The organism is Limnohabitans sp. Jir61 (assembly GCF_003063545.1).
In the GTDB taxonomy this organism is placed as follows: Bacteria; Pseudomonadota; Gammaproteobacteria; order Burkholderiales; family Burkholderiaceae_C; genus Limnohabitans.
The window spans coordinates 403990-423255 of record NZ_NESD01000001.1; the positions used below are offsets into that span (position 1 = coordinate 403990).

Sequence of the window (19266 nt, forward strand, 5' to 3'; positions counted from 1 at the left end):
TTTTACCCTTGTTCATGCCCCACTTTTTGCTTCAACGACTCACCGCCTGCGTGCTGTGCAGCTTGGCTGCGGCAGGCGCGTGGGCGGAGAAAGTAGAAACTGAAGACACCACGGCCCGTTATCAGCTGACCTACAACTGGCAACACCACGATTCGTTCAGGGCGGCCTACTCAGGCGCGAACAGCCTCTCGCCGCAAAGCGAGCGCATGTACACCTTCAGCACCACCGCTCACTGGGGCTTTCGCCCATGGCAAGACGGTGAGCTGTATTTCAACCCAGAGGTGGCAGCAGGCGTGCCGTTCTCGGGAAACTTGGTGGGCATGGGGGGCTTTACCAATGGCGAGATCACCCGCGCGGGTGGCAGCACGCCCAAGCTCTACCGACAACGCCTGTTTCTGCGCCAAACCTGGAACCACGGCGGCGAGCAAGAACAGATCGAACCTGATTTCAACCAAATGGCAGGGCTGGTCGATAAAAACCGCTTTGTCTTGACCGCAGGCAACTTTTCCACGCTCGACGTGTTTGATGACAACGCCTACGCCAAAGAGCCCCGCACTCAGTTCATGAACTGGGGCAACTGGACTTATGCCTCGTACGACTACGCGGCCGATGCCCGTGGTTTTGGTTGGGGCTTTGCGGGCGAGTGGTACCAAGACAACTGGGTGTTGCGCTTTGGCCGAATGACCGGCCCCAAAGAACCCAACGGCTTGCCCGTGGACTTTGCGATTGGCAAACACTACGGTGACCAAGTGGAAATTGAACGCGGCCACATGTTGGCCGATCAGCCCGGCAAGGTGCGCGTGTTGGCGTGGCGTAACCGCGCGCAAGTGGCGAGCTTCAACGACGCGACGCAATGGCTACAAACACAACAAGGTGTGCAGACTACGCCGCAGGCGTTGATTGCGGTGCGCAGTGGTGAAAAAATCAAATACGGTTTAGGCGTGAACATCGAGCAAGCCATCAGCAATAGCGTGGGCTTCTTCTTGCGTGTCATGAAGGCCGATGGCAAAACTGAAACCTACGCTTTCACCGAAGCCGATGGTTCACTATCCATGGGTTTGGTTTTCAAAGGCGGCTTATGGGGCCGAGCTGACGATACGGTAGGCGTGGCCTTCATGCGTAACACCTTGTCGCCTGAGCGCCGTGGTTTCTTGGCAGCAGGCGGTATGTCTTATTTCATTGGCGACGCATCAGCGAGCTCAGCCACGTCATTGACCTATCAACCAGAACAAATTTTGGAAGCTTTCTACAGCTTTCAAATGACACGCGGCACTTGGCTGACTACCGATTACCAACGCATCCAAAACCCTGCGTATAACGCTGACCGCGGGCCGGTCAATGTGTATGCGATGCGGTTTCACGCTGAGTTCTAACTTCTTTTCAGAGCCGCTAAAAGGAGTTGCGCAGAAGGTGACAGTTCGCGCTTAGGGTTGTAGGCCGCCACCAACTCACGCTGTGCCCATGCGTTTTTGAGGCGAACCACTTTGAGTTGAAGTGCCTGCACTTGGCTGACACAGGCACCTAATGGCAGCACGCCAATGCCTAGGCCTGCGGCAATCATGTGGCACATGGCATCAAAGCTTCTCACCTGAACGCGCATGTGCATGTGCATGCCTTCTTTCTCAGCTACACGTGATGTGAGTTCAAGTAATGAACTACCTTGATTCAAGCCCACAAAGTCGTATTGCAAGCAGGTTTTGAAATCCACGGCTTTGCGTTTGGCCAACGGGTGACTGGCGTGACACAACACGACCAGTTCGTTGGTTTTGAATGGGATGACGCTCAAGCCATCCATCGAGGTTTCATGCGCCAGAACGCCAATGTCGGCAATACCGTCCACCAAGGCGCGGGCAATGTCACCGCTGAGCTGCTCTTCCAGTTCCACCACGATGTCCGAATGGTCAGTTAAAAAATCATGCAGGATGCTGGGCAGGTATTCGGTCAGCGATGACATATTGGCCCACAGCCGCACATGGCCTCGAATGCCTTGCGAGTAATCGCTCAACTCACTGTTGAATCGCTCCAAGCCTTGAAACAAGCGAATGCAGTGTTGCAAGGCCAAGTGACCAGCAGGGGTGAGCTGTACGCCTTTTTTGCTGCGCTCCAAAAGCTGCGAGCCAGTGGCTGATTCAAACTCAGACAAGCGGCGGCTGGCAGCTGACAGTGCCAGGTGGCAGGTCTCGGCCCCTTTGGTGATGCTGCCAGTCTGTGCGACCGCACAAAACAGCCGCAGCGTGACAAAGTCGAACCGGCTTAAGGTGAAGCTCTTTTTCATGGTGTGATTTTCATCCTTCGCGGAATGCGAAGGAAATTCTACTTATTAGCAATTCCTCGCGTTGGGCTTTGTTTTTATAGTGGCCTCATGTTTGATTTATTGACCTTAAAACCATGAGCGCGTTAACTGGATTGAAAGTGGTCGAGTTGGGGCAACTGATTGCGGGCCCCTTCGCAGCCAAAACACTGGCTGATTTCGGCGCAGACGTGGTGAAGATTGAAACGCCCAAGACGGGAGACCCCCTGCGCAAATGGCGCTTGCTCAAAGACGGCACTTCGGTTTGGTGGCAGGTGCAGTCGCGCAACAAGCGCTCGGTGGCCCTTGATTTGAAAGATGCTGCGGCGCAAGACATCGTGCGTCAACTGGTCAAAGACGCGGATGTGTTGATCGAGAACTTCCGTCCAGGCGCGATGGAAGGTTGGGGCTTAGGCCCTGACGAATTGTTGGCCATCAACCCTCGCCTCATCATGTTGCGCATCAGCGGCTATGGACAAACTGGCCCTTACCGAGACAAGCCAGGCTTTGGCGTGGTGGCTGAGGCCATGAGCGGTTTGCGCCATCTCACCGCAGAGCCCGGCCGTGTGCCCGTGCGTGTAGGCGTGAGCATTGGCGACACACTGGCTTCGTTGCATGGGGTGATTGGCATTTTGATGGCGCTGCACGAACGCGAAAAGAGTGGTCAAGGCCAAGTGATTGACGTTGCTTTGTACGAAGCCGTCTTTAACTGCATGGAAAGCTTGCTGCCCGAGTACAGCGCGTTTGGTGCGGTGCGCGAAGCCGCAGGCAGTGCCTTGCCCGGTATTGCACCCAGCAACGCCTATCGTTGCAAAGACGAGGGCTATGTGTTGATCGCAGGCAACGGCGACAGTATTTTCAAACGCCTCATGCACACGTTGGATCGCGACGATTTGGGTAACGATCCGGCACTGACGGACAACGCAGGCCGCGTCAAACGGGTGGCCGAAATCGACGCCGCCATTGGTGCATGGGCTGCGCAGTTGACGGTAGATCAAGTTCTAGAGGCCTTGGACAAAGCGGCAGTGCCTGCTGGGCGTATCTACACCGTGGCCGACATTGCGGCAGACCCACACTATCAAGCGCGCGACATGATTCAACACGTGCAGATGGATGACGGCACTTCGCTGGCTGTGCCCGGCATCATTCCGAAGCTCTCACGCACGCCCGGCAGTCATCGCCGCAACGCGCCAACCATTGGGCAAGACACAGATGCTGTGTTGCATGAAATTGGTTTGACACCTGCGCAAATCCAAGACCTCAAAGACAAAGGAATCGTGGCATGACACGCATTTATTTCAACGAAGTCGTCACGCGTGACGGCTTTCAAATCGAACCCAACTTCATTCCGACCGACGACAAGATCGCGTTGATTGATGCGCTTAGCCAATGCGGCTACGCCAAGATCGAGACGACCTCTTTCACCTCGCCCAAGTCCATCCCCATGCTGCGCGATGCCGAAGAAGTGATGGGGCGCATCCAACGCGTGCCAGGCGTGGAGTACACCGTGCTTGTGCCCAACCTCAGGGGTGCAGAGCGTGCAATGGAATCGCGTGCCGATGAGCTCAATTTGGTCATGTCCACCTCAGAGACGCATAACCTTGCCAATTTGCGAATGACCCGCGCCAAGAGCTTTGCAGCCTTAGAAGATGTGATTAAGCATGTGGATGGCCGCACGCCGATCAACGTGTCACTGTCGGCTTGCTTTGGTTGCCCGATGGAAGGCGATGTGCACTTAGAAGTCGTTCAGCAGTTTGCCCAACGTTTTGCAGACTTAGGTGTGCGTGGCTTGACCATTTGCGACACCACGGGCATGGCTCATCCAGCGCAAGTCAGCCGCATGGTGGAGGTGCTGCAAACACAGTTGCCGCACAAGCAGCTCACTCTGCATTTCCATAACACCCGTGGCATGGGATTGGCCAATGTTTTGGCGGCAGTCCAGGGGGGCATCACTCGTTTTGATGGTTCCTTGGGCGGCTTGGGTGGCTGTCCTTATGCGCCAGGCGCGAGCGGCAATATTTGCAGCGAAGACGCGATTCACATGTTGGATGCCATGGGTTACGACACCGGCATTGATTTGAACAAGTTGCTCAATGTGGCGCGCTATCTGCCAAGCATCGTGGACCACGAAGTACCAAGTCAAGTCGCCAAGGCTGGTCGCATTACTGACCTGCATCCGGCCCCTGACTATGTGCATGAATTGAAAGGAGAGACTGCATGATTGACCACCTCGACCACTTGGTGTTGACCACCTTCAACGAAGACGCTTGCGTGGATTTCTACACACGCGTCATGGGCATGACCTTAGAGAGCTTTGTCGGCGGTACGCCGCCTGTCACGCGTAAGGCGTTCAAGTTCGGCAATCAAAAAATCAATTTGCACGTGCGTGGCAAAGAGTTTGAGCCCAAGGCCCATGTGCCCGTGCCGGGTGCGTTGGACTTGTGCTTCATTGCTTCAATTCCACTTGATGAGGTGATTGCCAAGCTCGGTGCTGCGCAATGGCCGATTGTGGAAGGCCCAGTCATGCGCACAGGCGCAACGCAAAAAATCAGATCGGTCTACGTGCGTGACCCCGACTTGAATTTGATTGAGATTTCAGAACTGGCCTAAAAGGCAGCAAACGAATAACTAGGAGACAACATGAAACGACGTCATTTAATGGCTTTAGGCGCATCGGCAGTGGCTGCAGGCTTGAGCCCCTTGAGTTTTGCGCAAGCCAAATTTCCGCAACGCCCCATCACCTTGGTCGTGCCCACGCCCCCAGGCGGCAGCACAGATTTCACGGCACGTTTGATCGCCGAGCCGCTCACGCGTGCTTTGGGACAATCGGTCATCGTTGACAACAAGCCTGGCGGTTCAGGCAATATTGGCAACCAATTTGTGGCGCGTGCCAAGCCCGATGGCTACACCTTGTTGATGGCCTACAGCGGCTATCAAGTAGGTAACCCGCATTTGTTCAAAGATGCAGGCTGGGAACCCATCAAAGACTTCGTGCCCGTGGCCATGGTCACGCGCGCACCTCAAGTTGTGGTCATTCACCACGCGTTGCCAGTGAACACGTTGCAAGAGCTGGTGGCCTATGCCAAAAAGAATCCAGGCAAGTTGAACTACGCATCATCTGGCAACGGTTCCATTCAACACATTGCAGGTGAGTTGTTCAAGCAGCTCACTGGAACCTTTATCACGCACATCCCTTACCGTGGCTCAGGCCCTGCAGTGCAGGACTTGTTGGCGGGTACGGTGGATTTGCACATCACCACCCCTGCGTCGGTGGTGGCGCATATCAAGTCAGGCCGTTTGCGCGCGTTAGCTGTGACCAGTCCTAAGCGTTTGACGTCATTGCCTGATGTGCCTACCGCCACTGAAGCAGGTCTGAAAGGCTACGACCTTGATTCTTGGTTTGCGTTGTATGCACCTGCGGGCACGCCAGCTGCGGTGGTTCAACAAATCAACGCAGAGGTGAACAAAATTTTGCAAACACCAGAGGTGCGCAAGAAGGCAGAAGACTCAGGCACAGCCGTAGAGGCCATGACACCTGCCCAACTGGGCGAGTTCACACGCAAAGAACTCGACTATTGGGGCAATGTGATCAAGTCAGCCAAGATCACAGCGGATTGATACCGCTTATTCGATGCGAATGCCCGCAGCTTTGACGAGTTGTGCGGCAGCCAAGGTTTCGGCGTCGAGGTATTTTTCAAACGCATCTTGTGGCATGGGCATGCCTGCCGCGCCGAGTTTTTCTAGGCGGTCTTTCACGTCTGGCATGGCCAACACACTCATCACTCCTGCATGCAGTTTTTGCACGATGGGCTTGGGTGTTTTGGCTGTGACAAATAGGCCTACCCAAAATGTGTAGGCTGCGCTCGCGAAACCTGCCTCTGAAATAGAGGGCACATTGGGCAGCAGGGGAGAGCGCGTTGCCGTGCTCACTGCCAAGGCTTGCAGACGGCCACTTTGAATCAAAGGCAAGGCAGACACCAGCGGCGCAAAGAACCAATCGATGCGACCCGATGCCGTTTCGGTCAATGCCTCGGGCGTGCCGCGGTACGGTACATGCTGAGCTTGCACGCCTGCAGCCACGCGAAATTTTTCAGCGTTCATGTGTGTCGCAGAACCATTGCCTGCTGAGGCGTAGTTCAGCACGCCCGGTTGCGCTTTGGCTTTGGCCACCAAGTCAGCCACGTCCTTGTAGCCCTTGCTGGGTGACACCACGATGACGTTGGGCAAACTTGCCAGTGGGCTGATGCCATCAAAGTCTTTCAACGTGTCGTAGCTGAGCTTGGGGTACAGCGCAGGATTGACCACATGGCCCGAGCTATGAACCAACATGGTGTAACCGTCGGAAGGTGCTTTGGCCACTAAGGCTGCACCGACCGTGCCGCCAGCACCGGTTCGGTTGTCGATGACGATTTGCGCGCCCAAGATGGGGCCGAGTTTTTCAGCCACGGTGCGTGCAATCACGTCAGTGCCACTGCCCGCCGTGAAGGGCACGATGAAGGTGATGGTTTTTTCTTTTGGCCATTCCGATTGTGCAAAGCTGGGCAGTGATGAACCTGCTGCTAAAGCAGCGGCCCATTGCAAACTCTGTCGGCGTGTGAAGGGGGCGTTATGCATGGTTTTGTCTCCTGTTGTTTTTTATCGAGTCAAGCAGCGGGGGGATCAAAAGGCATGGCCAACAAGATCCGCGCAACTTGCTGGGTGTGGTTGATGATTTGTCGTTTTTCACCAGGTGCGAATCGGCAGGAATCAAAGGTGTGCAGCACCTCGCGTGTCTCCACGCCGTCGAGTTCACTCACCAAGGTGAGTTCACCTTGCAGCACCACGTAATGCTTTTCAATCGGTGAGCCATCCAATGAGGTGTGACCACCCGGCTTCAAAATGGACATGCCCATCCACAGTTGAACAGCAGGGCCTGCTTCGCGTCCTTGCAGACGTAAACATTGCATGTCGAAGTGGTTGGGTGCAACGTATTCAGGCGCTTGGTTGAGTCGAGTGATGTTCATGGTGTGCTGGAACGATTAAGGGTTGAAGACCACGCGACGGCTCGCGCCGCCCAGCACTTCTTTGTAAACAGCCAACACTTGGTCGAGTGAGAACACCGCATCTGCACTCACTTCGAAGGGGTGCAGCGTGCCTGCTTCAAAGCCTGCACGCATGGCCTCCATGCGGTCGTTGGTTTCGATGCAATTAAGCGCCAAGGTGTCGATGCCCACATAGGTGTGCATGCCGCGGTAGAACGTGAAGATGTCAAACGGCACAGGGCGTTCGATGGTGGAGATAAAAATTTGTGTGGCCCCTTTGGCCATGGCTTTGTTGGCCGCTTCAAAGTAAGGGCTGCCCACGGTGTTGAACACGATGTGTGCGCCTTTGCCATCACTCAACTCACGGATGCGTGCCGCCACATCTTCGGTTTTGGCGTCGATGGCGTGCACGCCTTTGGACGGGCCGTCCCATTCACCGCCGCCGCGTCTCACCGCAATCACGTTGGCACCCGCTTGTGCCGCGAGCTGCACGGCCGCTTGGCCCACCTTTCCGTTGGCACCCATGATGGCCACGGTTTGTCCGCGTTGCGGCATGCCGCTGCGACGAAAGCCTTCATAGGCGGTGATGAAGGGCACACCCACCGAGCCTGCTTCTTCAAAGCTCAAGTTCTTAGGCTTTTCGCGCAAGGCGGCTTCTGGCAACACCAACCAACCTGCATGTGAGCCATCGCGCGTGATGCCCACATCGCCGCCCGAACCCCACACTTCTTTGCCCACCCATGCACTGGGACCATCCACCACCAAGCCTGCAAAGTCGCGGCCAGGTGTGCGCGGAAAAACCGCTTGCGGCATGATGCCCAGAGCGGCCTTCACATCACTCGGGTTCACACCAGCGCTGCGCACGCGCACCAAGGCTTCGCCTTTTTGCAATGCAGGAGGTGATTGTTTTTCAATGGTGGGTGACAGCTCGTCCGCAGAGGCTGCTTTGGCATTCACGCGCACGGCGCGCAAGTCTTCTTTGTGAATCGACATTCTTTGTGTTCCTTGTGTGTGGTTCAAGCGCGGCTAGGCAAATTCAACATGGCGCGTGCTTCGCGTGGGTTGGCCAGTTCGCCGCCTAAGTCGTGGATGATGCGTTTGGCCTTGGTCACCAACTCGGCGTTGCTCTTGGCGAGCACGCCTTTTTCCAAATAGATGTTGTCTTCCATGCCCACGCGCACATGGCCGCCTGCAAACCAAGCTTGCGCGACGATGGGGAATTCAAAGCGGCCAATCCCAAAGGCTGACCAAATCGCGCCTGCAGGCAGCAAGCTGCGGGCGTAGAGCAAGGTTTCGGGTGAAGGTGAAAAACCGTACTTCACCCCTGTGACAAACGTCCACATACCAGGTCCGTCGAGCGTGCCATCGGCAATCAGGTCGCGCGCCAAATGCATGTCGCCTGAGTCAAAAATTTCTAGTTCAGGCTTCACGCCTGCTTCGCGCATGATCTTGGCCATGATGCGTACATTGCGCGGTGTGTTGATGACCACATCGCCACCCGAGTTCATCGTGTTGAGGTCGAGCGAGCAGACATCGGGTTTCAAAATGCGCACATGCTCCACACGCTTTTCGGGTTGCACCAAGGTCGAGCCAGGTGCTGCCACGCGCGGGTCTTCCACGCTCGGAATGAAGCGACCGCCGGGGCCTGTGGTGAGGTTGATGATCAGTTCTGGATTGGCACGACGCACTTTGTCAAACACTTCACGGTAGAGCTCTAACTCCATCGAGGGCTTGCCAGTTTTGGGGTCGCGCACATGGATGTGCACGGCCGCTGCGCCCGCTTCGGCGGCGGCCAAACATTCATCCGCAATTTGTGCGGGTGTGACAGGCAGATGCGGCGTTTGGTCAGGCGTGGTGATGTTGCCGGTGACCGCGCAGGTGAGAAAAGTTTTTTGGCTCATGTCTTGTTCGCTTTCAAATCAAAGATGACGGCCACCATCGACCACGATGCGTGTGCCCGTGACATAACGCATGGTGGTGGCGCAGGCTTGAACCACGGCGGCCACATCGTCTACCGTGCCAATGCGGCGCAGTGGAATCGTGGGGGCGACTTTGTCGTTGAAGTCCGCACCGCGTCCCGGCACAAAGGTAGAGTCCACCACGCCGGGCGAGACCGAGATGACGCGCACGAACGGCGCAAAGGCTTTGGCCAGTGCATCACCCACCACGTCGATGCTGGCTTTGGCAGCCACATAGGCCAAGTTGCTGCCCGTGCCTGTGAAGCCTGCAATGGACGAGATGTTGACGATCAAACCGTCTTCTGATTTTTTGAGCAAAGGCATGAAGGCGCGGATGGTGGCCATCACACCGCGAAAGTTCACTTTCAAAATATCGTCAATCAAGTCGTCGCTCAGCGCGTCTAAATCGGCAGCAGGCACGGCCTTGGTGTAGCCCGCGCTGTTGACCAAGATGTGGACCACGCCACACAGCGCCGCCACTTGGTCTGCCACGGCTTGCAGCGAAGCACTGTCAGTCACTTGGGCTTTGAAGCTCAGGTGTCCAGAGCCAGGCAAAGCAGCTGCTTTGGCCGCAGCCGATTCGGGTGCTTCTGAGTTGTAGAGCAGCACACAACGTGCGCCCAGTTTGGCCAAGCGCTGTGCGCAGGCCAAACCAATGGCACCCGTGCCGCCGGTGATGACGGCGACTTTGCCGGTCAAAGAATCTGTAGGTTCGAAACTAGAGGTCATGGATTTGTTGTTGTTCTGAGGTTGAAGGGCATTACGGAATTGGCGGGTGAGGAAAAGTCATCTCACCCTCAGTCAAGTGAAAGTCATGGGTGAGCGTGGCGTGGGTCTTGCCATTTGCTGTGTGTTCTTGGAAGTCTCCGACCAAAGGGGCCGTCACACCAAACACAGGGTCGCTGGTGAGGTTGTCATCGCCATCAGCAAACACTTGGGTGATCAGCACTTTGTGGCCCGGCGTAGACACCATGAAGTGCAAATGGGCTGGGCGGTTGGGGTGGCGCAGTTGTGCGCGCAGCAAATCGCCGCATGGGCCGTTGGTGGGGACTGGGTAGCCCGCAGGACGCACGGTTTTGAAAAAGTAGGCGCCGTGCGCATCGGTTTTGAAGCGGCCGCGCAGGTTCATGTTTTCTTGTGCATCGTCTTGGTTCTCATACAAGCCGATGGGTGAGGCGTGCCACACGTCCACCGTGGCATTGGCCAAAGGCTTGCCGTGTTTGTCGTACACCACGCCACGCACGTCGAGTGGCATGCCTTGTGTGTTGCCGCGGGCAATGTTGGCGCCGGCTTCGCAAAAAGGGGCATTGGCCCGCCAGAAGGGGCCCAGCAAAGCGGCGTGTGAGGCAGCTTCAGCTTGGGCATGTGCATCGTTGTGATTGGCGGGATTGTTGAGCACCGCCACCAAGGACGACACACCCAGCAAATCGGCAGCCAAGATCACTTCGTTGGTTTTTTCGCCTGTGGCTTGACCGATGTCGATTAAAAATTTCACAGCGCGTTCAAACTCTTCTTCGGTGACTTTGGTCTCCAGAATGAAAGCGTGCAAGTGCGAGGTGAGCGAGGCCATCAGTTCACGCAATCGGGCATCGGGTGTGCGCGACATGGCCTTGAGGACCAGAGGCAAGATAGATTCGGGCGTGGTGGGGAGCGTCACGTTTGACATGGTTGTTTCCTGTTAGGCGCGTCCGAGGATGCGCTGCGCATTGCGGCTTTCAATGGCTGTGAGGTCGTTCATGCTGAAGCCCATGGCCATGAGGCCTTTGACATGGTCGAGCGAGGTGCGGTAAGGGAAGTCGGTACCAAACACCACTTGCGACACATCGACCAAATTCAGCAGCGACAGCAAAGCGCCGGGGTGCGACGCTTGGGCCGTGTCGTAATAGAAGCTGCGCAGGGTGGGCAGCACTTGATCGCTGGGCAAGATCTTGCCGAAGTTGGCGTTGAGCTTGGGCAGCATGACAAGACGCTCCACCAAAAACGGCATCGTGCCGCCCGCATGCGAGAAGATGAACTTGATGTCCTTGCAACGCGTGGCCGTGCCACTGAACAACAAGCTGGTGATGGTGCGCGTGGTGTCGGTGGCGAACTCGATGGTTGAGCCCGGCACGCCTTCTTGCAAGTTTTGACAACACTGCGTGTTGGACGGGTGGGTGTAGACGATCAGCTTGCGACGGTTGATCTCGTCCATGATGGGCGCGAACGCTTTGTCGCCCAGCCACTTGCCGTTGTAGCTGGTGAGCATGGCAATGCCATTGGCTTTGAGCACGTCGCAGCTGTAGGCAATTTCAGCCAGTGCGCCATCGACATCGAGCATGGGAAGCGTGGCAAAGAAGCCAAACTGGTTGGGGTAATCGCGGGCGAGTTGTGCACCGTATTCGTTGCTGATGCGCGCCATGCTGCGCATGGTGGCCACATCACCAAAGCCTGCCGCTGGCGTGGTGGGTGATGTGAGGGTGTAGGTCACACCGGCTTTGGCCATGTCGTCCATGGTTTTGTTGAGCGACCAGTTGCGTGCAGGCGGCTCGGCCAGTTTGCGCGTTTCTAGTTCTTTCAAAAACGCAGGGGCCCACACATGGTGATGCACATCTACCAACGCGCGCTTGGCGTCTGCTGGCATGGGGGCATCTTTGGAGGTGGTGGCACATGATGGCAACACGGTAGCGGCGGTGGCTGTGAGCAAGCCGGTTAAAAAACTGCGACGCGGTGCGCAGTGGTTGCAAGAACTGTCGGTGGTGGTGTGAAACATCGAAGTCTCCTAGAGGTTTGAGTTACTGCGTGAAGTCCACGCGTGTGGCTAACTTTTTGTTCATCGCAATTTCATCAGCAATGACCTTGCTGAACTCTGCAGGTGTTGAAGCTACGGTGGCAAAACCTTGCTCGGCAAACGCGCGTTTGATTTCTGGCTCTTCCAAGAGTTTGCTCACTTCATTGCGCATGCGCGTGACGTGCTCAGCGGGCACGCCCGCTGGAAACCAAAAGCCATACCAAGGTGTGTAGACAAAGCCCTTCACTGCCGCTTCGTCAATGGTGGGCACATCCGGCAACTCGCTCCAACGTTTGCGTGCGGTGATGGCCAAGGCTTTGAGCTTGCCAGCCTTGATCAAAGGCAAAACAGCCGTAGGTGCGCCTATGACAAAGTCGATGCGGCCTGCCACCAAATCGTTGAGCGATTGACTCACGCCTTTGAAGGGCACATGGGTCATCTTCACATCCGCACTGGTGCATAAAAACTCGGCTGCAAAGTGCATCACGTTGCCCACACCGCCTGAGCCGAAGGTGTATTTGCCTGGGTTCGCTTTGGCATCGACCAGCAACTCTTTCAAGTTCTTCACAGGAAGGTCAGGGCGCGCGGCCACCACGAAGCCGACGCTGTTGGCCACCAAGGTGATGGGCGCGAAATCTTTGATGGGGTCGAAGGGCAAGCTCGCTGACACCACGGGCAAACTGGCGTGGCTGGATGAGGTGTTGAGCATCGTGTAGCCATCAGGCGTTGACTTGGCCACCACGTCGGTGCCAATCGCGCCGCCTGCACCGGCTCGGTTGTCAATGACGATGGGTTGCCCTAGGTTCTGCGCCAAGCGGGGGGCAAGCGTGCGGCCAATGAAATCCATCGGGCCGCCCGCTGCATACGGAATGACCATTTTGATGGGGTGATTGGGGTAGTCGCGAGCTGGCGCTGTTTGCGCATTCGTGTTGAATGCTAAGAAGCAAATGCTGAGTACGCCGAAGACTTTGAAGAACCGCATGAAACACCTTTGACACTTGCAAGCGAAGTGAACAGGCGCATGCTATCGGCAGCTTTACGCTGTGCCAGTCACCCGTGCAACACGCGTGACAGGACTTGGTAGTTACCCGAAGTTAAGGCGCGGCAAATTGCTCTGTGCCCACAATGCCAATCTTGGTCAGGCCCTGACGTTGTGCGCTGGCCAACACGCCGGCGACGGCTTCGTACTTGGCTTTGCCTTGCGCCTTGATGTGCAGCTCGGGCTGTGGCTCTTGGGCTTTGGCCTCTAGCAGCAGCGCTTCCAGCGCAGCTCGGTCAGCCAAGGGCTTGCCGTTCCAGTTGACCACGCTGCGTGCATCCACTTCGATGCGAACCACGTTGGGCTTTTTGGTTTGCGGTGTGGCGCTTTGCGGCATGTCGAGGTTGACCGAATGCAGCTGCACCGGGATGGTGATGATGAGCATGATCAGCAGCACCAGCATCACGTCGATCAACGGCGTGGTGTTGATGTCCATCATCACTTCGGGTTCGTCTTGGGTTTGCAGTTTCATCGCCATGCTTATTTCCCCTGCGGGTCCGTTACGAACCTCACCTTGGTCAACCCAGCCACCTGCGCGGCATACAGCACACGGCCCACAGCTTCAAAGTCGGTCTTGGCGTCACCGCGAATTTGCACTTCGGGCTGCGGCGTTTTCTCGGCAAAGGTTTGCAGCTGTTTGATCAGGTCTGCATTGCTGCGCACCGGCGCGTCATACAAATACGCTTGGCCTTGCGCGTTGACCGACAAGATGATGTTGTCGGGCTTGGTCTCGCGGGGTTGCTGCACTTCGTGTGGCAATTCCACTTTGACAGAGGTGGTCACCACCGGAATGGTGATGAGAAAGATGATGAGCAGCACCAACATCACGTCCACCAGCGGTGTGGTGTTGATGGTGGTTAGCAGCTCGTCGTCACCCTCACTGGGGCCTAGGTTCATGGCCATAATTTATTTTTGTGCCGAACCTAAGAGCACCGCATGCAAGTCTGCGCCAAAGGCGTGCACTTCTTCCATCGCCACTTTGTTGCGGCGCACCAGCCAGTTGTAGCCCAACACCGCAGGCACAGCCACCGCCAAACCAATGGCGGTCATGATGAGCGACTCGCCCACAGGTCCCGCCACTTTGTCGATGCTGGCTTGGCCTGACATGCCAATCTTCACCAGCGCGTTGTAAATACCCCAGACCGTGCCAAACAAACCGACGAACGGTGCAGTCGAACCGACGGTGGCCAACACGGCCAAGCCATCTTGCATCCGGCTTTGCACATTGTTCATGGCTCGTTGGATGCTCATGGTCACCCAGTCGTTGAAGTTGATGGAGCCCAGCAAGCCAGTGTGTTTGCTGGCGCCTTCCAAGCCTTTTTCAGCGATGAAGCGGAAGGGGCTGTCGACCTCTAAGCCATCAGCACCTTGGCGCACATTGCCTGCGTTCCAAAAGTTGTCTTGCGCGGTTTGGGCATAACGCATCACACGGTTTTGCTCAAACAACTTGGTGAAGATCACATACCAGCTGCCCATGCTCATGATGACCAAAATCAATAGCGTGGCCTTAGCCACCACATCGCCTTGTGCCCACAGGGCAGACAAACCGTAGGGGTTCTCAACGACTTCTTCCGCCATGACGCTGGCGCTAAAGGCCAGTGTTGAGAGTGCCGCAGCGGCGCGTGTGAAGGTGTGTTGCAACATGGGTGTTTCCTTGTGACTGACTTTGTGTGGGTGCGGCGCTTATTCCAAGCGCCAGGTGTATTTGATGCTGGCCCAGCTTTGCTCAGGCTTGCCGTCAACTGTGCCTGGGCGGAACTGGCATTTCGACAATGCATTGCGTGCAGCTTCGTCTAGGCGTGTGAAGCCCGATGTTTTTTCAATGTCGGCTTGAATGACCTTGCCATCCACACCAATCAAAAACTTCAGCGTCACTGTGCCTTCTTCTTCCATGCGGCGCGAGGCGCTGGGGTAGTCGGGCTTGGCACAGTGCGCACCAGCTTGAATGACTGCGCCTGTGCGTATGGCGGGGGCGGTTGGTGCAGCGGCAGGCGGTGCTGTCGGTTGAGTGATGGCGGGTGCCGTGCTCGTAGGTGCGGGCGGTGGTGGCGTGGGTGTTTTTAGCGGAGGTGTTTTGGGTGTCGGTGCTGGAGCAGGCGGCGCTTCTGTCAACAACACAGCCTCCACCGTGTTCTCGGTCATGCGGACAATATTGCGAGCTAAGCCAGACGAGATGGCCCACAGCAGTAATGCATGCAGCAACACAACCAGGCCGATGCCTGTGAGGTGTTTACGCGGTGAGCGTTGGCGCGCTGCGTAAGGGCTAGCAGCTGAAGCCGAGGATGGCGATAGAGACAAACGAAGCAGCCTAAAAAATTTCGCCAATTTTAGAGGCGCTGTGTGAAGCTTCTGTACACAGCACCTGAGCAAGCCTTGAGGCTTGCTGCTATCACACCTGCTTCATGTTGCCTTTGATCTTGCCGCCGCGCTCGATTTCGAGTTCGCCGTAAGTTACATCGCCCGTGACCTTGCCTGTCGAGCGAACGATCAGCACGCTTTTGCTGGTGACAGACTCATTGAGTTCACCTTTGACATCGATGAATTCAGCAGCGGTTGTGCCAGACACAATGCCCGATGCTCCGATGAGAACGTCTTTGGCAACCAAGTCACCTTCAACCGTGCCAGAAATGATGGCTTGGTTTGGGGCGCTGATGGAACCTTTAAAGGTCACGCCATTGCCAATGAAAATGCTTTTGTCTTTTGTGCCTTCGCTCATAGGTTTGCCTCAAAAAGTGATGTTTGTTAGTTTATATTGATATTGTTGATTTTAACAAGCGTATACGCCATTTGGTGTATTTAATCTATCTGATACTTCCAGCATGAATGCAAAGGAGCTTATGAAAGTTGTTGTCATTGCAAATCCCAAAGGTGGCGCTGGTAAATCTACGCTTTCGACCAACATTGCTGGCTACTTTGCTTCGCGTGGCCATCACGTCATGCTGGGTGATGCAGATATTCAGCAGTCCTCGCGCTTTTGGTTGAGCCAACGTCCTGCAACCTTGCCCTCGATCAGCACTTGGGAGTTAGAGCCAGGAAAGATACCCACGGTGAAACCGCCAAAGGACACCACACATGTGGTGATCGACACGCCCGCAGGCTTGAGCGGCGCACAGCTCAAAGAACTTGTTCAGCGCGCTAACAAAATCATTGTTCCTGTGATGCCTGGTGTTTTTGACATGCAAGCAGCCCATGCTTTTTTGCAGGAGCTGTCCGTACTCACGCGTAAGTTGCCTGCGAAAGTGGGAGTTGTCGGTAATCGCGTAGATGCGCGTACCATCGCTGCCGCTCATTTGCATGAGTTTGCTGAGTCTTTGGATGTGCCCATCTTGGGCTATCTACGCGACACGCAGTATTACTTGCACATGGCTGCACATGGGTTATCCATGTTCGACATCACGCCGTCCCAAATAGAAAAAGACTTAGAGCAGTGGGCGCCTATTTGCCACTGGCTCGACAAAAACTGAGTTTTGATGAATGCAGCTTACTTAGGCTGCGTTATCGACGACACGACCTTTGTAGCCGTGGGTGGAAAACTCCATGGCATGAAAGCCCTTGAAATCGATCTGGCGAATGAAGTCACCCGACTGCTTGTTGACCACTTTGAGCGACAAGACGCTGGATTGTTTATCAAATGAATAGTTCAACTGACTCTTGTCGAGCGATTGGTTCAGGCGTTGGACCCGAACCTCTTTGTCAGCTTGTATTTCTGCAGTGACATCTGTTTTTTTCGCCTGCAGTTCAGCCGGCGCTTGGGGCGCCTTGGACACGCTTGGCTTCACGGGCGCCGCAGCGAGCGTGGGTGGCGTATGGACTGGAGGTGCGATGGTGTTCACAGAAAATATTTTTCGGTGGTTTGATTTTAATTTTAAGTAAAGTCAATTGTAATTTCCACCCTAAAAACCCTCGGGGAGCCACAAAATACGTGGCTTAGCCAATTTATGAGTACAAAAGAATTGATTCATTGATGAAATTTTCTGCGGCCTGGTCAGCTTCTTGGCGCGTTGGCGCGCAACTCATCACATAGCCGATCCGATCGGCGTTCTCCATCGGGGGGCGAACAGGGGCGCCCTTGTGCTTCAGGATTTCAACGCATGCAATACGGGAATCGGTGGTTGTGGGCAGTTTGACCTCGGCCAAGGTGCCAATTTCTGCTGCGACCAGCCAGCGTGTGACCGCGACTTCGGTTGCTTCAGAAAATGGTGCAACGGGGCGACCGAGGTGCAAGTCAATCAAGTCAGAGTGAATGGACCTCTTACAAGCCAAGCTGATGAGGCGTGGAATTTTGGCACCCACCAACCGTGGGTTGATTTCAATCAGGCTCAAGCCATCCGCATGCAGCATGAGCTCAATGTGTGTGGCCCCGCAATCAAAGTCAACCGCATCGAGCAAAGCAAACACATAGGCCTCGATAGCTTTGAACTGCCCCTTGTTGGGCATGAAGCACCCACCACGAATGGCAAACGAGGGCGGCTCGAAAAATAGCTTTTCGTTCACACCTACCAAGGTGTGTTGACCGTTTTGAGTGAGTGTGTCGCAACCAATCACCACGCCTTGCATGTATTGCTCGACCAGCAAACGGTCGTTGGCTTTCACACCCAAGCCGTAGTCGGCACGTGAGGGCAGCATGTCTTCGAGGGGAGACATCCAAGGTGCGAGGTCGTCTTGGTGCTCTATCACCACAATGTTTTGCGAGCCGTAACCATCGGATGGTTTGATGAGTACCGGTAAGCCTATGAGGTCTACCGCTTGTTTCAACTCTTGGTTTGACGTGGCCAGTGCGAACAAGGGTTGTGCAATGCCACGTTCTTGCAAACGCTGACGCACGCTGAACTTGTCGCGTAGCAATTGGGCTGAATTCAGGTTGAGGTACTTCAACCCCATTGCTTGGGCCAGTGTGGCCGTTTCAATCAAGCGAATGTCGAGCAAACACAGCACGGCATCAAAAGGCTTGGCTTTGTGCGCCGCAAGTACTTGTGATTCAACGGCCTGCATGTCAAAACTGGGGACGTTGATGCAAGCGTGTGCATGTTGCAACAGAGCATTCACAGCGGGTTGCTGTTGGTACAACGCGAAGTCGGCAGTGAGAAACGTGAAGCTATCACCGCGGTCTATCGCTGTTTGGATGATGTCTGTGTCATTGCCACCGGGCAACTCGATGATAAGCAAATGTGCCATGTGTGTGTTCGTCTTTATTCCGCTTGCAGGCCCGCACTTTGAATGGCGGTGTGCCAAGCTTTGTGCTGTTTTTTGGCATAGGCATCGAGTTTGTCTGGCGAGGAACCAAAAGGCTCAAACCCCAGCTTGACAAACTCTGCGTTGACCTCTTCGCGCAACAAAACTTCTTGGATGGCTTGCGACAAATGACGCGCCATGTCTTTAGGTAATTTGGCGGGGCCAAACACACCCGCCCAAGGCACGATGGGTAAGTCGCGCATGCCTGCTTCGTGCCACGTAGGGGTTTCAGGTAGCAGCGGGCTGCGTCTGTCTGACAAGGTGGCAAACACTTTGAGCTTGCCTTCTTTCACAAACGGCAGCGCGTTGGCAGGTGTGGCAAACATCAGCTGAATGCGACCTGCCACAAAGTCGGTCATCGCGGGCACTTCGCCTTTGTAGGGCACTTGCGTCATGTGCAACTTGGCTTGCGATTCCATCTCAGCTGCCATCACGATCGAGGCCACATTGCCCGTGCCGTAGTTCACCTCGCCCGTGTGAGCGTGCTCGTAAGCAATGAATTCGTTCAATGTTTGTGCGGGCACGCTGGGGTGCGCAAACAAGAACATGGAAAACTTACCCGCGGTGCTGATGGGCGTGAAGTCTTTGACGGGGTCATAGTGCATGGCTTTGTGCAATGACGGCACAGCCGACATCGCACCATAGGTGGCCATGAACAAGGTGTAGCCATCGGGGGCGGCGGCAGCCACTGCTTCGGCAGCAATTGCGCCATCTGCGCCGGGCTTGTTGTCAATCACGACAGGTTGGCCGAGTTTGTCACCAAGCGGTTTGGCCATGATGCGCGCGACCAAATCGGCGCTGCCGCCTGCAGGGAAGGGCACGACCAAGTGAATGGGTTTGTTGGGGTACGTCGGCGCTTGTTCAGCAGCCACGGCGTGTTGCATCCACAGCAGTGCTGCAAAGCCCAAGACGTTGAGAAGTTTGTGGGAATGGATGCGAATCATGGTCACGGTTGATTG

General features: G+C 55.6%; 23 protein-coding genes. 6 read left to right on the plus strand and 17 right to left on the minus strand.

What is annotated here, in order from left to right; all coding sequences use genetic code 11:
* The first annotated feature begins 14 nt into the window (after positions 1-14).
* The gene (locus tag B9Z35_RS01995) at positions 15-1373 is read left to right on the plus strand and encodes a carbohydrate porin (RefSeq protein WP_108281980.1); all 1359 of its coding nucleotides are present in this window, start codon (positions 15-17) and stop codon (positions 1371-1373) included.
* On the opposite strand, the gene B9Z35_RS02000 is transcribed toward B9Z35_RS01995, so the two are convergent.
* Positions 1370-2275, minus strand: a complete 906-nt coding sequence (locus B9Z35_RS02000) for a LysR family transcriptional regulator (protein ID WP_108281981.1) — start codon at positions 2273-2275, stop codon at positions 1370-1372. The two genes, B9Z35_RS01995 and B9Z35_RS02000, sit on opposite strands and share 4 nt — an antisense overlap.
* A 113-nt stretch (positions 2276-2388) precedes the next feature.
* Here B9Z35_RS02000 and B9Z35_RS02005 point away from each other — a divergent pair, with 113 nt between their 5' ends.
* From B9Z35_RS02005 to B9Z35_RS02020, 4 genes are read left to right on the plus strand one after another with little or no spacing between them, the layout of a single operon-like run.
* Complete coding sequence (locus B9Z35_RS02005; protein WP_108281982.1) at positions 2389-3576, plus strand: CaiB/BaiF CoA-transferase family protein; 1188 nt, start codon at positions 2389-2391, stop codon at positions 3574-3576.
* Complete coding sequence (locus B9Z35_RS02010) at positions 3573-4511, plus strand: hydroxymethylglutaryl-CoA lyase (protein ID WP_108281983.1); 939 nt, start codon at positions 3573-3575, stop codon at positions 4509-4511. The genes B9Z35_RS02005 and B9Z35_RS02010 overlap by 4 nt, the downstream gene beginning before the upstream one ends.
* Positions 4508-4900 carry a VOC family protein gene (locus tag B9Z35_RS02015; protein ID WP_108281984.1) on the plus strand — a complete coding sequence of 131 codons (393 nt, stop codon included), beginning with the start codon at positions 4508-4510 and terminating at the stop codon, positions 4898-4900. Before B9Z35_RS02010 ends, B9Z35_RS02015 begins: the two co-directional genes overlap by 4 nt.
* A 30-nt stretch (positions 4901-4930) precedes the next feature.
* Positions 4931-5908 carry a tripartite tricarboxylate transporter substrate binding protein gene (locus tag B9Z35_RS02020; RefSeq protein WP_108281985.1) on the plus strand — a complete coding sequence of 326 codons (978 nt, stop codon included), beginning with the start codon at positions 4931-4933 and terminating at the stop codon, positions 5906-5908.
* Positions 5909-5914: 6 nt separating this feature from the next.
* Here B9Z35_RS02020 and B9Z35_RS02025 read toward each other — a convergent pair whose 3' ends face one another.
* The 13 genes from B9Z35_RS02025 to B9Z35_RS02085 all read right to left on the minus strand — a co-directional run bounded on the left by B9Z35_RS02025 (position 5915) and on the right by B9Z35_RS02085 (position 15791).
* On the minus strand, positions 5915-6904 hold the full coding sequence (locus B9Z35_RS02025) for a tripartite tricarboxylate transporter substrate binding protein (RefSeq protein WP_108281986.1): 990 nt from the start codon (positions 6902-6904) through the stop codon (positions 5915-5917).
* A 29-nt stretch (positions 6905-6933) separates the two neighbouring features.
* Positions 6934-7293, minus strand: coding sequence for a cupin domain-containing protein (locus B9Z35_RS02030; protein ID WP_108281987.1), 360 nt, complete (start codon positions 7291-7293; stop codon positions 6934-6936).
* A 15-nt stretch (positions 7294-7308) separates the two neighbouring features.
* Complete coding sequence (locus tag B9Z35_RS02035; RefSeq protein WP_108281988.1) at positions 7309-8304, minus strand: zinc-binding alcohol dehydrogenase family protein; 996 nt, start codon at positions 8302-8304, stop codon at positions 7309-7311.
* A 23-nt stretch (positions 8305-8327) separates the two neighbouring features.
* Entirely contained in the window at positions 8328-9212 is an 885-nt protein-coding gene (locus B9Z35_RS02040) for a 3-keto-5-aminohexanoate cleavage protein (RefSeq protein WP_108281989.1), read from the minus strand.
* 18 nt (positions 9213-9230) lie between these two features.
* The gene (locus B9Z35_RS02045; RefSeq protein ID WP_108281990.1) at positions 9231-9998 is read right to left on the minus strand and encodes an SDR family NAD(P)-dependent oxidoreductase; all 768 of its coding nucleotides are present in this window, start codon (positions 9996-9998) and stop codon (positions 9231-9233) included.
* 31 nt (positions 9999-10029) lie between these two features.
* Positions 10030-10935 carry a dioxygenase gene (locus B9Z35_RS02050; protein WP_199219749.1) on the minus strand — a complete coding sequence of 302 codons (906 nt, stop codon included), beginning with the start codon at positions 10933-10935 and terminating at the stop codon, positions 10030-10032.
* 12 nt (positions 10936-10947) lie between these two features.
* Entirely contained in the window at positions 10948-12018 is a 1071-nt protein-coding gene (locus tag B9Z35_RS02055; protein ID WP_108281991.1) for an amidohydrolase family protein, read from the minus strand.
* Between the two features lie 22 nt (positions 12019-12040).
* Positions 12041-13018 carry a tripartite tricarboxylate transporter substrate binding protein gene (locus B9Z35_RS02060; protein WP_108281992.1) on the minus strand — a complete coding sequence of 326 codons (978 nt, stop codon included), beginning with the start codon at positions 13016-13018 and terminating at the stop codon, positions 12041-12043.
* Between the two features lie 112 nt (positions 13019-13130).
* A complete protein-coding gene (locus B9Z35_RS02065; RefSeq protein WP_108281993.1) occupies positions 13131-13553 on the minus strand; it encodes a biopolymer transporter ExbD in 423 nt (140 codons plus the stop codon).
* A 2-nt stretch (positions 13554-13555) separates the two neighbouring features.
* Positions 13556-13978 carry a biopolymer transporter ExbD gene (locus B9Z35_RS02070; protein ID WP_108281994.1) on the minus strand — a complete coding sequence of 141 codons (423 nt, stop codon included), beginning with the start codon at positions 13976-13978 and terminating at the stop codon, positions 13556-13558.
* A 3-nt stretch (positions 13979-13981) separates the two neighbouring features.
* Positions 13982-14719 (minus strand): MotA/TolQ/ExbB proton channel family protein, encoded by a 738-nt coding sequence (locus tag B9Z35_RS02075; RefSeq protein ID WP_108281995.1) that lies wholly within the window; start codon positions 14717-14719, stop codon positions 13982-13984.
* 39 nt (positions 14720-14758) lie between these two features.
* Positions 14759-15373 carry an energy transducer TonB gene (locus tag B9Z35_RS02080; RefSeq protein WP_108281996.1) on the minus strand — a complete coding sequence of 205 codons (615 nt, stop codon included), beginning with the start codon at positions 15371-15373 and terminating at the stop codon, positions 14759-14761.
* 91 nt (positions 15374-15464) lie between these two features.
* Positions 15465-15791 carry a polymer-forming cytoskeletal protein gene (locus tag B9Z35_RS02085; protein ID WP_108281997.1) on the minus strand — a complete coding sequence of 109 codons (327 nt, stop codon included), beginning with the start codon at positions 15789-15791 and terminating at the stop codon, positions 15465-15467.
* 121 nt (positions 15792-15912) lie between these two features.
* Here B9Z35_RS02085 and B9Z35_RS02090 point away from each other — a divergent pair, with 121 nt between their 5' ends.
* Positions 15913-16539 (plus strand): ParA family protein, encoded by a 627-nt coding sequence (locus tag B9Z35_RS02090; RefSeq protein ID WP_108282784.1) that lies wholly within the window; start codon positions 15913-15915, stop codon positions 16537-16539.
* Positions 16540-16560: 21 nt separating this feature from the next.
* Here the strand turns inward: B9Z35_RS02090 and B9Z35_RS02095 are convergent, their stop codons facing one another.
* The 3 genes from B9Z35_RS02095 to B9Z35_RS02105 all read right to left on the minus strand — a co-directional run bounded on the left by B9Z35_RS02095 (position 16561) and on the right by B9Z35_RS02105 (position 19251).
* The gene (locus B9Z35_RS02095; protein ID WP_158268103.1) at positions 16561-16908 is read right to left on the minus strand and encodes a flagellar protein FlaG; all 348 of its coding nucleotides are present in this window, start codon (positions 16906-16908) and stop codon (positions 16561-16563) included.
* A 103-nt stretch (positions 16909-17011) separates the two neighbouring features.
* Complete coding sequence (locus B9Z35_RS02100) at positions 17012-18250, minus strand: ATP-grasp domain-containing protein (RefSeq protein WP_108281999.1); 1239 nt, start codon at positions 18248-18250, stop codon at positions 17012-17014.
* A gap of 14 nt (positions 18251-18264) precedes the next feature.
* On the minus strand, positions 18265-19251 hold the full coding sequence (locus tag B9Z35_RS02105; RefSeq protein WP_108282000.1) for a tripartite tricarboxylate transporter substrate binding protein: 987 nt from the start codon (positions 19249-19251) through the stop codon (positions 18265-18267).
* Positions 19252-19266 lie beyond the last annotated feature (15 nt).

Coding starts and splice junctions, on each gene's coding strand:
- B9Z35_RS02005 (WP_108281982.1), top strand. CDS start 2,389: ATGAGCGCGTTAACTGGATTGAAAGTGGTCGAGTTGGGGCAACTGATT.
- B9Z35_RS02085 (WP_108281997.1), bottom strand. CDS start 15,791: ATGAGCGAAGGCACAAAAGACAAAAGCATTTTCATTGGCAATGGCGTG.
- B9Z35_RS02060 (WP_108281992.1), bottom strand. CDS start 13,018: ATGCGGTTCTTCAAAGTCTTCGGCGTACTCAGCATTTGCTTCTTAGCA.
- B9Z35_RS02065 (WP_108281993.1), bottom strand. CDS start 13,553: ATGGCGATGAAACTGCAAACCCAAGACGAACCCGAAGTGATGATGGAC.
- B9Z35_RS02090 (WP_108282784.1), top strand. CDS start 15,913: ATGAAAGTTGTTGTCATTGCAAATCCCAAAGGTGGCGCTGGTAAATCT.
- B9Z35_RS02070 (WP_108281994.1), bottom strand. CDS start 13,978: ATGGCCATGAACCTAGGCCCCAGTGAGGGTGACGACGAGCTGCTAACC.
- B9Z35_RS02045 (WP_108281990.1), bottom strand. CDS start 9,998: ATGACCTCTAGTTTCGAACCTACAGATTCTTTGACCGGCAAAGTCGCC.
- B9Z35_RS02015 (WP_108281984.1), top strand. CDS start 4,508: ATGATTGACCACCTCGACCACTTGGTGTTGACCACCTTCAACGAAGAC.
- B9Z35_RS02050 (WP_199219749.1), bottom strand. CDS start 10,935: ATGTCAAACGTGACGCTCCCCACCACGCCCGAATCTATCTTGCCTCTG.
- B9Z35_RS02035 (WP_108281988.1), bottom strand. CDS start 8,304: ATGTCGATTCACAAAGAAGACTTGCGCGCCGTGCGCGTGAATGCCAAA.
- B9Z35_RS02025 (WP_108281986.1), bottom strand. CDS start 6,904: ATGCATAACGCCCCCTTCACACGCCGACAGAGTTTGCAATGGGCCGCT.
- B9Z35_RS01995 (WP_108281980.1), top strand. CDS start 15: ATGCCCCACTTTTTGCTTCAACGACTCACCGCCTGCGTGCTGTGCAGC.
- B9Z35_RS02100 (WP_108281999.1), bottom strand. CDS start 18,250: ATGGCACATTTGCTTATCATCGAGTTGCCCGGTGGCAATGACACAGAC.
- B9Z35_RS02105 (WP_108282000.1), bottom strand. CDS start 19,251: ATGATTCGCATCCATTCCCACAAACTTCTCAACGTCTTGGGCTTTGCA.
- B9Z35_RS02055 (WP_108281991.1), bottom strand. CDS start 12,018: ATGTTTCACACCACCACCGACAGTTCTTGCAACCACTGCGCACCGCGT.
- B9Z35_RS02010 (WP_108281983.1), top strand. CDS start 3,573: ATGACACGCATTTATTTCAACGAAGTCGTCACGCGTGACGGCTTTCAA.
- B9Z35_RS02040 (WP_108281989.1), bottom strand. CDS start 9,212: ATGAGCCAAAAAACTTTTCTCACCTGCGCGGTCACCGGCAACATCACC.
- B9Z35_RS02075 (WP_108281995.1), bottom strand. CDS start 14,719: ATGTTGCAACACACCTTCACACGCGCCGCTGCGGCACTCTCAACACTG.
- B9Z35_RS02030 (WP_108281987.1), bottom strand. CDS start 7,293: ATGAACATCACTCGACTCAACCAAGCGCCTGAATACGTTGCACCCAAC.
- B9Z35_RS02000 (WP_108281981.1), bottom strand. CDS start 2,275: ATGAAAAAGAGCTTCACCTTAAGCCGGTTCGACTTTGTCACGCTGCGG.
- B9Z35_RS02020 (WP_108281985.1), top strand. CDS start 4,931: ATGAAACGACGTCATTTAATGGCTTTAGGCGCATCGGCAGTGGCTGCA.